Annotated in this window: 12 protein-coding genes; all 12 read left to right on the top strand. The window is 38.4% G+C overall.

What is annotated here, in order from left to right; translation table 11 throughout:
- Positions 1–152 precede the first annotated feature (152 nt).
- The 12 genes from CEY16_RS02710 (at position 153) to mutS (ending at position 13,935) form a co-directional block, all read left to right on the top strand.
- Positions 153–950, top strand: a complete 798-nt coding sequence (locus CEY16_RS02710) for a DUF3388 domain-containing protein (protein WP_101330428.1) — start codon at positions 153–155, stop codon at positions 948–950.
- An 18-nt stretch (positions 951–968) separates the two neighbouring features.
- Positions 969–1,892, top strand: a complete 924-nt coding sequence (locus tag CEY16_RS02715; protein ID WP_101330429.1) for a helix-turn-helix domain-containing protein — start codon at positions 969–971, stop codon at positions 1,890–1,892.
- 163 nt (positions 1,893–2,055) lie between these two features.
- On the top strand, positions 2,056–2,634 hold the full coding sequence (pgsA, locus tag CEY16_RS02720) for a CDP-diacylglycerol--glycerol-3-phosphate 3-phosphatidyltransferase (protein ID WP_101331122.1): 579 nt from the start codon (positions 2,056–2,058) through the stop codon (positions 2,632–2,634).
- Positions 2,634–3,896, top strand: coding sequence for a competence/damage-inducible protein A (locus CEY16_RS02725; RefSeq protein ID WP_101330430.1), 1,263 nt, complete (start codon positions 2,634–2,636; stop codon positions 3,894–3,896). Before pgsA ends, CEY16_RS02725 begins: the two co-directional genes overlap by 1 nt.
- A 128-nt stretch (positions 3,897–4,024) precedes the next feature.
- Complete coding sequence (gene recA, locus CEY16_RS02730) at positions 4,025–5,059, top strand: recombinase RecA (RefSeq protein ID WP_101330431.1); 1,035 nt, start codon at positions 4,025–4,027, stop codon at positions 5,057–5,059.
- Between the two features lie 227 nt (positions 5,060–5,286).
- The gene (rny, locus tag CEY16_RS02735; protein ID WP_101330432.1) at positions 5,287–6,846 is read left to right on the top strand and encodes a ribonuclease Y; all 1,560 of its coding nucleotides are present in this window, start codon (positions 5,287–5,289) and stop codon (positions 6,844–6,846) included.
- 90 nt (positions 6,847–6,936) lie between these two features.
- Positions 6,937–7,734, top strand: a complete 798-nt coding sequence (locus CEY16_RS02740) for a TIGR00282 family metallophosphoesterase (protein WP_101330433.1) — start codon at positions 6,937–6,939, stop codon at positions 7,732–7,734.
- 106 nt (positions 7,735–7,840) lie between these two features.
- Positions 7,841–8,101 (top strand): stage V sporulation protein SpoVS, encoded by a 261-nt coding sequence (gene spoVS / locus CEY16_RS02745; protein ID WP_101330434.1) that lies wholly within the window; start codon positions 7,841–7,843, stop codon positions 8,099–8,101.
- Positions 8,102–8,575: 474 nt separating this feature from the next.
- The gene (gene miaB / locus CEY16_RS02750; protein WP_101330435.1) at positions 8,576–10,138 is read left to right on the top strand and encodes a tRNA (N6-isopentenyl adenosine(37)-C2)-methylthiotransferase MiaB; all 1,563 of its coding nucleotides are present in this window, start codon (positions 8,576–8,578) and stop codon (positions 10,136–10,138) included.
- Between the two features lies 1 nt (position 10,139).
- A complete protein-coding gene (locus tag CEY16_RS02755; protein ID WP_101330436.1) occupies positions 10,140–10,556 on the top strand; it encodes a YlbF/YmcA family competence regulator in 417 nt (138 codons plus the stop codon).
- A gap of 184 nt (positions 10,557–10,740) precedes the next feature.
- Positions 10,741–11,271 (top strand): outer spore coat protein CotE, encoded by a 531-nt coding sequence (gene cotE, locus CEY16_RS02760; protein ID WP_101330437.1) that lies wholly within the window; start codon positions 10,741–10,743, stop codon positions 11,269–11,271.
- Between the two features lie 114 nt (positions 11,272–11,385).
- Positions 11,386–13,935, top strand: coding sequence for a DNA mismatch repair protein MutS (gene mutS / locus CEY16_RS02765; protein WP_101330438.1), 2,550 nt, complete (start codon positions 11,386–11,388; stop codon positions 13,933–13,935).
- Positions 13,936–13,943 lie beyond the last annotated feature (8 nt).

Consider the following 13,943-nt stretch of genomic DNA (forward strand, 5'->3'; position numbering starts at 1 on the left):
TAAAAATTCGATAATTATTATCTTTCTCCTTTTCTAATCCTATAAAATACTTTATGATGAAGTTAGCATGTTGTTTATGAAATTTTGTCAAATAATTGATATAATCATTTACATAATTTTAAGTCGAAATGAGTCGAAAAAGGAGTCCGCCAATGGAAGAAGAAAAGAAGGATTGGTACTTGGAATATGAAATTCAATACAATCGACCAGGTCTATTAGGCGACATTGCGTCCTTACTCGGTATGTTGTCAATCAATATCATTATGATCAATGGTGTGGAGAATTCCAGAAGAGGAATGCTCGTTTTATCCAAAGAAGATAGACAAATGGAACGATTGCGTACGATTTTGAACACAATGGATACTATTAGAATTACCAAAATTAGAAGACCTAAGTTGCGAGACAAACTGGCTGTCATGCATGGTAGGTATATAAAAAGTAATTCGGACGACAAGAAGACATTTAGGTTCGTTAGAGATGAACTTGGTCTCTTAGTCGATTTCATGGCTGAATTATTTCAGAAAAAAGGGCATGTTTTAATAGGCATCAGGGGAATGCCCAGGGTAGGTAAAACTGAATCGATTGTGGCCGCTAGTGTTTGTGCGAACAAAAAATGGTTATTTTTATCAAGTACTTTATTAAAGCAAACTGTAAGAAGTCAGTTGATAAAAGATGAATACAGTGTGGACAATCTTTTCATCCTAGATGGAATTGTATCAATCAAAAGATCTAGCGAGAAGCATTGGCAATTAGTAAGGGAAGTCATGCAGCTACCTGCAGTAAAAGTGGTTGAACATCCAGATGTATTTGTTCAAAATTCAGAATATACATTAGATGATTTTGATTATTTTATTGAGTTAAGAAATAGCATTGACGAAGAAATCACTTATGAAAAAATCGAAAGTCCTGAGTTTGAAGATAACGATGGATTTTCTATGTTCGACTTCTAGAGTTGGAAGGTGTTAATTATGGAATTAGGACAAAGGCTAAAAGAAGCAAGAGAAGAGCAACAAAAATCATTAGATGATATACAAACTGAAACGAAAATACAAAAAAGGTATTTATCGTCAATCGAAGCTAATGATTGGTCAACCATGCCTGGCAACTTTTACGTACGTGCATTTGTTCGTGAGTATGCGGCAGCAGTAGGGTTGAACGGTGATGAGCTGCTTGAGGAACACCAAAGTGAATTGCCTCAAAATGAGGAAAGAAAGTACGATTATGTAACCCCGTCTAGAAAAAACACAAGCTCTTCAAAAAAATCAACTAGTGGGCTTTTTAATGTGCTTCCCAAAATCTTAGTGTTTTTATTACTTATAGCTATCATCTTCGGAATCTGGTATGCATACGTTGAAGTTATAAGTCCAGCTATTTCTGGTGATGATGAGGAAATAACTAATGATGGTGGCGATGAAGTCGTAACACCTCCTGAAGTTGACGATGAAGAATCTGATGAAAGTGAAAGCAGTGAAGAGGAAGAATCTGAAGAAGCTGTGGCAGATGAGAGCGATGAAGAACAGGAAGAAGAAGCTCCTGAACCTTCACTGGAAGTAGTGGAAACAGATAATTCTTCTGGAACCCCGCGAACAACTTATCAACTCAATAATGCAGATTCATTCGATTTAGAACTAGAAGCGTCTGGGGAAAATTGGTTAGGTGTAAGTGGAATCCAAGAAGGATCAGTAACAGAATCTTATTACGAAGCTATGTTTGATGAGGCTCAGTCACCACTTAGCTTTGACTTAAGTGAAGAGTCTGCTGTGCGTCTGAATATTGGTAATGCTTCAGCTTTAACAATCATAGTAAATGGAAATGAGTTAGAATATGAAGTGGATCCAAATGATGAAGTGCGTCAATATATAACCATCGAATGGAACCAATCTGAAGAGTAATTACAGGTAAATCCTTTGCAACTTGCAAAGGATTTATTTCACTTTAGAATTTTTTAACTTTGTTAAAGGATTAAAGTATGTGAAAAACTAAGGCTTTCGCTATTAGGACTTGCCAGAAGCCAAGTTTTTCTCAAAGTTTAATTTATAGGAGGAAAAAATGAATATGAATATACCTAATAGAATCACTATTTCAAGAATCTTTTTAATTCCTGTTTTCATCATCTTACTTGTTGTTCCTTTTAATTGGGCTACGTTTGATATTGGTATCTATGAGTTACCGCTATCACATATGTTAGCTGCTATTATCTTTTTAATCGCCTCCTTAACGGATTGGATCGATGGTCATTATGCACGAAAACATAATTTAGTTACGAACTTAGGGAAATTCCTTGATCCACTAGCAGATAAACTATTAGTTTCAGCAGCCTTCATTTGTCTGGTTGAATTGGAGTTGGCAGCCTCTTGGTTAGTCATTATCATCATCAGTAGAGAATTTGCTGTAACTGGTCTGCGTTTAGTTGCTGCTGGAGAGGGAATCGTACTTGCAGCAAGCCAAATGGGGAAATTGAAAACGACGTTACAGATAGGAGCTGCAGGATTTTTATTACTTCATCACTTTCCGTTTTCATATATCGGTTTACCGATAGGAACCATCTTACTTTATTTAGCCACTATTGTAACTGTTATTTCCGGTTACGATTATTTCAAAAAGAATTGGCATGTAATGAGGGATTCTAAATAATGAGTAATACAAAATGTGAAATTATTTCAGTTGGAACTGAGTTGTTACTTGGTCAGATTGTGGATACGAATGCGGCTTGGATATCAGATAAGCTTTCAACCTTAGGAATCAATACATATTACCAGCAAACTGTTGGTGATAATTATGATCGTATGTTCCAAGCGTTCAAAATCGCTCAGTCAAGATCGAATGTTGTGATTGTAACAGGAGGAATAGGTCCTACTGAAGATGATCAGACGAAACAAGTAGCAGCAGAACTTTTCGGTACGGAATTGTATCTTGATCAAACCTCTATGGATAAAATTGAAGAATATTACATTGAGCGTGATGAATTCATGCCAGAAAGTAACAAGAAGCAGGCCCTGGTATTTGAAGGTGGAGAAGTCTTTCAAAACGAAGTAGGTATGGCTCCAGGAGTGCACTATGAGTTTGAAGGTGTCAAATGGTTCTTCATGCCTGGTGTACCGAAGGAAATGAAGTGGTTATTAGAAGAAAAGATCATCCCGTTCTTCCACACTAAGAACCTTATTCAGAACCAACTTTTTAGCAGGGTATTGAATTTTCATGGAATCGGTGAGTCAACGCTGGAATCAGAAATTAAATCTATTATTCAGAGCCAAACGAATCCGACTGTTGCCCCTTTAGCGGCCAATGGGTATGTGACCATTCGCTTGACCGCTAGTGCGGATTCTCTAGAAGTAGCCGATGAAATGCTAAATGATATTGAGAAGGAAATCATGCTGCTTGTCGGTGATTATTTCACTGGTTATGGTCATGTGCCTCTCGATCAGTTAGTTTTAAATGTTTTTGAAGATCATGGACTGACTCTCTCAGCCTGTGAAAGCTTAACTGGCGGACTCTTTTCTTCTACCATGGTCTCTAATCCTGGGGCTTCCAATGTCTTTAAGGGCTCCTATGTTTCTTATACGAATGAAGTGAAGAATGAAGTTGTCGGAGTACCATTAGAGATTCTGGAGAATGATGGTGCAGTCAGTGAGAAGTGTGCGATCTCAATGGCTGAAAATACGAATAAAAAATTAGGTTCTGATCTTGCCATAAGTTTTACCGGAGTAGCTGGTGAAGATTCAATTGATGGCCATGAACCTGGGACTGTTTATATTGGGTTAAGCATTAAAGGGAAATCACCTCTTGTGGAGAAATTACAACTCAAAGGTAGTCGCAAGGCTATCAGAGAAGAAGCAGTTCTCCAAGGGTTGAAAATAATTTTGAATACTTTGGATATGCAATTTAAGGCAAAATAATCTCATTTTCACTTAGAGATAATCTAATTATCTACTAGAGATAATAACAGAACAAATATTCGCTTTTTTGTTGGCAAATATATAAAAACATAGTATGATAGAGTTACTTAATCAAAGGGGGCAATAAAATGAGCGATCGTAAACAAGCACTAGATATGGCACTAAAACAAATAGAGAAGCAATTCGGTAAAGGTTCAATCATGAAACTTGGTGAACAAGAGGGACAAGCAGTTTCTACAATTCCAAGTGGATCACTAGCATTGGACGTAGCATTAGGAGTCGGAGGATACCCACGAGGACGTGTGGTTGAAATATATGGTCCAGAATCTTCAGGTAAGACGACAGTCGCTCTTCATGCTATTGCTGAAGCTCAAAAGCAGGGAGGCCAAGCTGCTTTTATTGATGCAGAGCATGCGTTAGATCCCGTTTATGCAAAAAAATTGGGTGTAAACATAGATGAATTACTGCTTTCACAACCTGATACAGGGGAACAAGCTTTAGAAATTGCAGAAGCTCTTGTTAGAAGTGGTGCAGTTGATGTCATTGTAGTGGACTCAGTTGCAGCATTAGTACCAAAAGCGGAAATTGAAGGTGAGATGGGCGATGCGCACGTTGGTTTACAAGCTCGTCTAATGTCTCAAGCTCTTCGTAAATTATCAGGTGCGATCAACAAATCGAAAGCAACTGCCATTTTCATCAACCAGATTCGTGAAAAAGTTGGCGTCATGTTCGGTAACCCGGAAACGACCCCAGGTGGACGCGCTTTGAAATTCTATTCATCGGTCCGTCTAGAAGTACGTCGTGCGGAGACTCTTAAACAAGGCGATGAAATGGTTGGTAATAAAACTAGAATCAAAGTAGTAAAAAATAAAGTAGCACCACCATTCAGAAAAGCTGAAGTTGATATCATGTACGGCTTGGGGATTTCAAAAGAAGGTGAAATTCTAGACGTAGGTACAGAATTGGATATCGTTCAGAAAAGTGGATCTTGGTTCTCTTATAATGGCGAGAAACTTGGTCAAGGAAGAGAGAACGCAAAGAAATTCTTCATGGATAACCCAGATGTCTATCAAGAAGTCTATCAAGAAATCCGTAACCATTATAATTTAGATGAAGTTAATGAAGAAGAAGCAGAAGGTCAAGAGAAACTTGAACTAGAATAACACATAAGCATCCTTTAAAGGTTCGTTAATTTTCGACCTTTATGAGGGTGCTTTTCTATTATAGGGGAATAGTTTGACAATTCCTTGACATGAGTAGTAGACAAGCTTAAAATTAAATTGTATAATTATCATTTTTATTCATTCATTTATCAAATGATTGATTGTACAACCAAGTCACGAAATGAAACGATTGAATGAAAAGTAGAATAGCAAGAGGAGGTGAATGTATGGATATCACATGGCTCATCATCTCCATTTTGCTAGCTTTAGTTGGTATTTTTGTTGGGTATTTTGTTCGTAAATCGATTGCTGAAGCTAAAATCTCAAGCGCAGAAGAATTGGCTAAGCAAATTGTCGAAGAAGGTAAAAGAAATGCAGAATCAGCAAAAAGGGAAGCTCTGTTAGAGGCTAAAGACGAAAATCATAAAATTCGAGAAGAACAAGAAAATGATTTACGTGAAAGACGAACAGAGGTTCAAAAACAAGAGAATCGTCTGTTGCAAAAGGAAGAGACGCTCGATCGCAAAAGTGAAACGCTAGATAAGCGTGAAATGACACTGGAAAAGAAAGAGGAGTCTTTAACGGAAAAACAACAACAACTAAATAAAGCTGAGAGCAAAGTGGAGGAGTTATTAAACACACAACAAGCTGAACTTGAACGAATTTCAGGTTACACTCAGGACCAGGCTCGCCAAGTAATATTGGATCGTGTACAAGATGAAATGGCCCATGAAACAGCTCTGATCATCAAAGATGCCGAAAACAAGGCTAAAGAAGAAGCTGACAAAAAAGCGAAACATCTTTTATCATTAGCGATTCAACGTTGTGCAGCTGAACATGTTTCAGAGACTACGGTTTCAGTCGTCAACCTGCCAAATGATGAGATGAAAGGTCGAATCATTGGTAGAGAGGGTCGAAATATCCGTACACTGGAAACACTCACGGGAATTGATTTAATTATCGATGATACACCAGAGGCTGTCATTTTATCAGGATTTGACCCAATTCGAAGAGAGATTGCTCGTATTGCTCTTGAAAACCTTGTTCAGGATGGTAGAATCCATCCAGCGAGAATTGAAGAGATGGTGGAGAAATCTCGCCGTGAAGTGGATGAATACATTCGAGAAATTGGTGAAGAAGCTGTATTCGATGTAGGTGCTCACGGAATCCATCCAGACTTGATCAAAATTCTGGGTCGCTTGAAGTATCGTACAAGTTATGGGCAGAACGTGTTGAAACACTCATTAGAAGTTTCGTACTTATCAGGTCTTTTAGCTGCCGAGCTAGGTGAAGATGAACGCTTAGCTAGACGTGCTGGACTACTTCATGATATCGGTAAAGCGGTTGACCATGAAGTTGAAGGAAGTCACGTTGAAATTGGTAAGGAACTTGGCCAGAAATATAAGGAAAATGAAGTGGTCATTAACGCGATTGCTTCCCACCATGGTGATGAAGAAGCTACAAGCATCATCTCTGTGTTGGTTGCTGCAGCGGATGCGTTATCAGCGGCACGCCCTGGCGCTCGTAGTGAATCATTAGAGAACTACATTAAGCGTTTAGAGAAGCTTGAGGAGATTGCAGATTCCTATGAAGGAGTCGAAAAATCATTTGCCATTCAAGCAGGTCGTGAAGTTCGAATTATGGTACGCCCTGATGACATCAACGACTCTAAAGCAGTGCAATTAGCGAGAGATATCCGTAAGAAGATAGAAGATGGATTGGATTATCCAGGACATATCAAAGTAACGGTTATACGCGAAACAAGAGTAGTTGAATATGCGAAGTAATAAAAACGGCTGAGAAGCCGTTTTTATTTTTGACTGAAATCGCCAGTTGTGTGATGATTTCAGTAGACAAAAGTAGAAAGGGTCAGTGGAATGAACATATTATTTATTGGAGATATTGTAGGAAAACCAGGACGCCAAGCACTTCAAGATAATCTAGCTTCGTTGAAGAAAGATTATCATGCAGATCTGACGATTGTTAATGGAGAAAATGCTGCTCATGGCAAAGGTTTAACAAAAAAGATATTCAATCAGATTTTGGAGTGGGGAGGCGATATCGTCACTCTCGGGAATCATGCATGGGATAAAAAAGAGATCTTTGAATTCATTGATGATACTGACAAGTTGGTACGTCCAGCCAATTTCCCTGAAGGGACACCAGGAAAAGGTCTTCAATTCATCAAAGCTAAGAACAAAACAGTAGCGGTCATCAACCTGCAGGGGCGTACATTCATGAACCCGATCGATGATCCGTTTCAAATCATTGATGACCTCATTACAGAAGCCAAGAAAAAGACAAATCACATATTCGTCGATTTTCATGCTGAGGCAACAAGTGAAAAACAAGCGATGGGTTGGTACTTAGATGGTAGAGCCTCAGCCGTAGTTGGAACTCATACACATATTCAAACTTCCGATGAACGAATTCTTACGAATGGAACGGCATATATTACTGATGTAGGTATGACCGGACCTTACGATAGCATCTTAGGAGTGGAGAAAGAAGCCGTCATCCGACGATTCAAGACTGCTCTACCTGTGAAGTTCGAGGTGCCAGAAACTGAGAGAACTGTATTGAGCGGTATAGTTGTGACATTAGATGATCAAACAGGTATAGCTAAGAAGGTAAAGCGCATACTTATTAATGATGACCACATGAGATTTCACTAAATATTTGAATTTTTCGGACAAATCATTCATAATAAAAGGAATAGTTCTTTAAATGCTGAATAAGAATATTATGAACTCATTATAGTCTTTTAAGGAGGACCTAGTAATGGAAATATTAAAAGTATCAGCGAAATCCAATCCAAACTCTGTGGCAGGTGCCCTAGCAAACGTACTAAGAGAACGTGGTACAGCAGAAATCCAAGCAATTGGTGCAGGTGCACTGAACCAAGCTGTAAAAGCTGTAGCAATAGCAAGAGGATTTGTAGCTCCTAGTGGTGTCGACTTAATTTGTATTCCAGCATTTACAGATATTATGATTGATCAGGAAGAACGGACAGCTATTAAATTAATTGTTGAGCCCAGGTAATTCACACAAATAATCACTGGTATCGGACATTAAGTCTGGTACCAGTTTTTTGTTGTTGGATATTTAAAGTTGGCTCAGTTAAAGTCCATTGTTGATATTGTCAAAGCTTAGAAGCGAAAGCTTGCCTAGGGGCTTGAGCTCAACTAATTTTTCCTCCTTTGCCATTCCGGAAAAATGGATTTTCGCACTGCGCTGATCCCTCAGCGTCTCCGCTTCATGTGTGTTTCTAGATAAAATCAACACTAAACGCTAACACAGCTAAAAATTAATAACTGCTTAAATTTAAGGAGATGTCCCTTCAGATCTAAAATGAACATTCCTGGTCTCAAATTTGTCATTCCTTTGACATCTTTACTGATTATAATTGTATTTACATATCACTTGTTGTTAAAATGGTGGTTAGGTTTTATACTTAGAACATGTATGAATATGTTTTGATACGGTTTTTGTAATAGATGAAAGGAGCGCTTTCACATGAACGAAGAACAACGAAAGCAGCAAAGTCAGATTAAACAAGTTAATCCTTCAGGCGAGAAGGACAACCTGGATCGATTAAAGCAAAAAACGTCTGATGACTTTATAAAATATTTTGAAACGACTTATGAAGCTCCTAACTTAAGAAAGGCTCAAAAGCGAGGAAAGCAGGAAGTCAAATACCATGACGACTTTGCTATCGATGAGCAATTCCAAGGGTTAGGTGTAGGAAAGAAATACTTAATCAGAACTTACGGTTGCCAAATGAACGAACACGATACAGAGGTCATGTCTGGAATATTCGAAGAAATGGGTTATGAACCAACAACTGAAGCAAAAGAAGCTGATGTTATTTTACTAAATACTTGTGCGATCCGTGAAAATGCGGAGAACAAAGTATTTGGTGAAATTGGTCACCTGAAACCATTGAAAGTTGAAAATCCGGATCTAATCATTGGTGTTTGTGGATGCATGTCCCAAGAAGAAGCAGTGGTCAATCGTATTCTAGAGAAACACCACCAAGTTGATTTGATTTTCGGTACTCACAATATTCACCGCCTACCTCAATTAGTCCACAATGCTCATCTTAGTAAAGAGCGCGTGATTGAAGTGTGGTCTAAGGAAGGCGATGTCATTGAGAATTTACCGAAACGACGTGCAGGTAACATTAAAGCATGGGTGAATATCATGTATGGTTGTGACAAGTTCTGTACTTATTGCATCGTTCCATACACACGTGGTAAAGAGCGTAGCCGCCGTCCAGAGGATATTATCCAAGAGGTTCGACATTTAGCCGCTCAAGGTTATAAAGAAGTGACGTTACTCGGGCAGAACGTAAATGCTTATGGTAAAGACCTTGATATTGAGTACGGTTTGGGAGACCTGATGGATGAAATTCGCAAAATCGATATCCCGCGTGTCCGTTTTACGACTTCACATCCACGCGATTTTGACGATCGTTTGATTGAAGTACTCGCAAAAGGTGGAAACTTGATGCCATACATTCATCTTCCTGTTCAGTCTGGTAATTCACAAGTACTGAAGCTGATGGGGCGTAAGTATACTCGTGAACGTTTTCTTGAGTTAGTAGGAAAAATTAAAGAAGCAATTCCACACGCTTCGTTTTCTACAGATATTATCGTAGGATTTCCGAATGAGACTGAAGAGCAGTTCGAGGATACACTGTCTCTTTATGATGAAGTCGGATTTGAAGGAGCTTACACGTTTATCTTTTCACCAAGAGATGGTACTCCAGCAGCGAAGTTTGATGATAAGATATCCATGGAGGAAAAGAAGGAACGTTTACAACGGTTGAATGCGAAAGTGAATGCATACTCAGCTGAAGCTATGAAGCAATATGAAGGTCAAATCGTCAATGTATTAGTTGAAGGAGAAAGTAAGAATAATCCTGACGTTTTAGCTGGTTATACTGAGTACAGCAAGCTAGTGAATTTCCGTGCTCCACGATCAGCAATCGGTAAGATTGTTCCAGTAAAAGTAACTGAGGCAAAAACATGGTCACTAAATGGTGAAATGGTAGAAGAAACGGCAGAGGTGAAATAAAATGGCAGAATATACACGTAAAGAAATCGTTGAAGAAGCGAAGGAACTAGCACAAAAGCTAGCTAATATTGAAGAAATTGAACGCTTTATCCAATTAGAAGAGAAAATAAATGAAAACAAAAAAGTTCAGCAGTATATTACGAAAATTAAAGCATTGCAAAAACAAGCTGTGAATCTTCAACATTACGATAAACCAGAAGCTTCCAAGAGAGTTGAGGAAGAACTTGATCGTATGCAACAGGAACTAGACGAGATTCCAGTTGTAAGTGAATTCAAAGAATCACAGGTTGTAGTAAACGATATTCTACAATTGATCTCTCACACGATTTCAAATGAAGTCACTGATGAAATCGTCAGAAACACCGGTGGAAACGTTTTACACGGTGAAACAGGCTCAAGAGTTAAAAACAAATTTTAATTTTCTAATGAACTCCTTTCAGCGTATTAGAGCTGGAAGGAGTTTTTTATAGCCTTATATAAATCAATCTCCCTCACATATCGATGGGCAAACACATACCATGTAACAAATGATCTTCTAGGCAATCACACCAGATACCTAGTTTGCATAAAATACAATGGTTAAAGAAGAGGGAGGAAGGCAAATGCTAGATCGTGAATATCGCGAAATTATCACAAAGGCTGTATGTGGTAAAGGTAAGAAGTTCTCTGAAACATCACATATGGTTTCACCCAATCATCGCCCAACTAGTATTCTAGGCTGCTGGATTATCAATCATCAATATGAAGCCAAAAAACGGGGTAAATACGTAGAAGTTTCAGGAGCCTACGACATTAATGTTTGGTATTCATACAGCGATAATACAAAAACTGAGGTTGTCACTGAACGTAAACAATACGTAGACAAAATACCTTTGGCGATGCGCGACGAAAAGTGTATTTCAAGCAATTTCGATGTCGTTGCTCGTGCAACTCAACAACCTAATACATTAGAATGCCAAATTGTCGATCAAGGAGCAAAAGTTAAAGTTGAGTTGGAAAGAGAATTTGTAGTAGATCTAATCGGAGAAACAAAAGTTTGGGCTAAAGTGGAACCAAATGGCTTCGATGAAGATGATGTTGATTTGGATGGGTTAGAATCTGAGTTAGCTGATATAGAAGTTGATAGAGACTAAGAAATCATTTAGAGGGCTGGTGTTGATCACCAGTCCTTTCTTTTTTCTGAATGAAGAAAAGCGTCATAATATGCTATACTGAACGTTAGATATAAGCAATTGGAGGAAACGGACATGGCAGAATACACTCCTATGATCAAACAATATTTGAAAATAAAAGATGAAAACCAAGATGCATTTTTATTTTTCCGTATGGGAGATTTTTATGAACTGTTTTTTGATGATGCATTAAAAGCCGCAAAGGAGCTTGAGATTACACTTACTCAGCGAGACGGCGGAGCCAAAAAGATCCCGATGTGTGGTGTACCTTATCACTCTGCAGAAAATTACATAAAGAAATTAATCGAAAAAGGTTATAAAGTTGCTATATGTGAACAAGTGGAAGACCCTAAAGTGGCTAAAGGTGTAGTGAAGCGTGAAGTTGTACAAGTCGTCACTCCAGGGACGATTATGGAAGGCAGTATGTTGAATGAAGACGAGAACAATTTTCTAGCTTCGATTACATATGAAGATGACATATACGCGGTATCTTATGTCGATCTTTCAACAGGTGAAAGTTCAGTTAGTCAGGTTAGCGGAACGTGGAAAGATGTTTTAAGTGAACTTTACAATCGACCGGTAAAAGAAGTGGTTATAGCTTCAGACTTTGATGATTCATGGAAAGAATCACTCGTTCATTATTTGAATGTCACGATATCTGAAGAAGACGATTGTTCTTTACCAGAGGAATTTTCTTACTTAATAGAGAAGCTCGAACAACCCGTTTTAATCAAAGGATTTTCGAGACTTTTCCAATACATTTACCGTTCACAGAAACGTTTTTTATCACACCTGCAACAAGCTGAATATGTTGAGTTAGAACAATATATGAAACTAGATTTATATTCCAAAAGAAACTTGGAATTGATGGAATCGATCCGTGATAAAAGTAGACAGGGGACACTCTTAGAAGTGTTAGACCGTACATCGACGGCTATGGGAGCTAGAAGGCTTAAGAAATGGATCGACCGGCCCCTGTTATCTCAGTCTTCTATTGAACGTCGTCACAAACAAGTACAAGCATTAATGGATCATTTCTTTGAAAGGGAAGAACTGAAAGAATCCTTAAAAGATGTATATGACTTGGAGCGTTTAGCTGGAAGAATATCATACGGGAACGTGAATGCGCGTGATCTATTACAATTAAAAAAATCACTGAAAGTCTTACCTTCCATAAGAGAAACTTTGCTACAAGTAGATGAACCGACGATTCAAGAATTGCTTGAGGATATTCAACCTTATAAAGAAGTATATGAATTACTGGATACTAGTGTTTCAGAAGACCCTCCGATCTTGATTACTGAAGGGGATATCATCAAGGATGGTTATAACAGTCAACTGGATGAATACCGTGAAGCTTCTAGAAATGGCCGGACGTGGGTTGCAAACTTAGAAGCGCAAGAAAGAGAGCGCACCGGTATCAAGTCATTGAAGATAGGCTTCAATAAAGTGTTTGGCTATTATATAGAAGTGACAAAATCTCATTTAAACAATGTCAATTTGGAGCGTTTCGAGAGAAAGCAGACACTGGCTAATGCAGAGAGATTCATAACAGATGAGTTGAAAGAGAAAGAACAACTTATTTTAGAAGCAAAAGATAAGAGTGTAGCACTCGAGTATGAGCTCTTTGTAGAAATTAGAGACCGTATGAAAGCTTATATTCCAGCTCTTCAATTGTTAGCTGAACAAATTAGTAATATCGATGTTCTGTTGAGCTTTGCAAATGTGAGTGAAGAGAATGATTATACTCGACCTTCTATGAATAGAAATAAACAATTGATCATTGAACAAGGTCGTCATCCAGTCGTGGAACAGGTCATGAAAGAAGAGTTCGTCCCAAACGATATCCGTATGGACGAACGTACGAATGTTCTCTTGATTACAGGTCCGAATATGGCCGGTAAGAGTACGTACATGAGACAAGTCGGCTTAACAGCCATCATGGCACAAATAGGTTGTTTTGTACCAGCTTCGGTCGCTGATCTTTCTGTCTTCGATCAGATTTTCACTAGAATTGGTGCTGCAGATGACCTTGTCTCGGGACAAAGTACATTCATGGTGGAAATGCTAGAAGCAGAACATGCAGTAAGAAATGCAACAGATGAGAGTTTGATTTTACTAGATGAGATTGGTAGAGGGACTAGTACGTATGATGGTATGGCACTGGCCCAGTCAATCGTTGAATATATTCATCATGAAGTGAAAGCCAAGACGTTATTCTCGACTCACTATCATGAACTTACTACTTTGGAAGACAGTTTAGATCATCTAGAGAATGTTCATGTAGAAGTCGATGAAAGAGACGGTGAGGTCGTCTTTTTACATCATATTAAAAAAGGAAAAGCTGATAAAAGTTACGGAATCCATGTAGCAAAATTGGCTGACCTACCGGATGAAATCATTGATCGGGCTTATCATTTACTCCATACATTTGAGACGACGAACACGATCCGTGAGTCTCATTCGAGTGATGAAGAACAGTTGACTCTATTCGAAGGCACACCTGAAATGAGTTGGACGAAAGAAATAGAAGCGATGGATGAATTGAAGAATAAGAACTTAATGCAAATGACACCGATGGATGCGATGAACTTTTTATATGAAATACAGAAAAAACTGACGTAACGGAGGGA

It is taken from the genome of Halalkalibacillus sediminis, from assembly GCF_002844535.1.
GTDB lineage: Bacteria > Bacillota > Bacilli > Bacillales > Alkalibacillaceae > Halalkalibacillus_A > Halalkalibacillus_A sediminis.

What these genes read in the sequence shown, in the direction of transcription:
- mutS (WP_101330438.1), top strand. Translation starts at nt 11,386, where the DNA reads ATGGCAGAATACACTCCTATGATCAAACAATATTTGAAAATAAAAGAT.
- CEY16_RS02755 (WP_101330436.1), top strand. Translation starts at nt 10,140, where the DNA reads ATGGCAGAATATACACGTAAAGAAATCGTTGAAGAAGCGAAGGAACTA.
- recA (WP_101330431.1), top strand. Translation starts at nt 4,025, where the DNA reads ATGAGCGATCGTAAACAAGCACTAGATATGGCACTAAAACAAATAGAG.
- CEY16_RS02725 (WP_101330430.1), top strand. Translation starts at nt 2,634, where the DNA reads ATGAGTAATACAAAATGTGAAATTATTTCAGTTGGAACTGAGTTGTTA.
- pgsA (WP_101331122.1), top strand. Translation starts at nt 2,056, where the DNA reads ATGAATATACCTAATAGAATCACTATTTCAAGAATCTTTTTAATTCCT.
- miaB (WP_101330435.1), top strand. Translation starts at nt 8,576, where the DNA reads ATGAACGAAGAACAACGAAAGCAGCAAAGTCAGATTAAACAAGTTAAT.
- CEY16_RS02740 (WP_101330433.1), top strand. Translation starts at nt 6,937, where the DNA reads ATGAACATATTATTTATTGGAGATATTGTAGGAAAACCAGGACGCCAA.
- CEY16_RS02715 (WP_101330429.1), top strand. Translation starts at nt 969, where the DNA reads ATGGAATTAGGACAAAGGCTAAAAGAAGCAAGAGAAGAGCAACAAAAA.
- CEY16_RS02710 (WP_101330428.1), top strand. Translation starts at nt 153, where the DNA reads ATGGAAGAAGAAAAGAAGGATTGGTACTTGGAATATGAAATTCAATAC.
- spoVS (WP_101330434.1), top strand. Translation starts at nt 7,841, where the DNA reads ATGGAAATATTAAAAGTATCAGCGAAATCCAATCCAAACTCTGTGGCA.
- rny (WP_101330432.1), top strand. Translation starts at nt 5,287, where the DNA reads ATGGATATCACATGGCTCATCATCTCCATTTTGCTAGCTTTAGTTGGT.
- cotE (WP_101330437.1), top strand. Translation starts at nt 10,741, where the DNA reads ATGCTAGATCGTGAATATCGCGAAATTATCACAAAGGCTGTATGTGGT.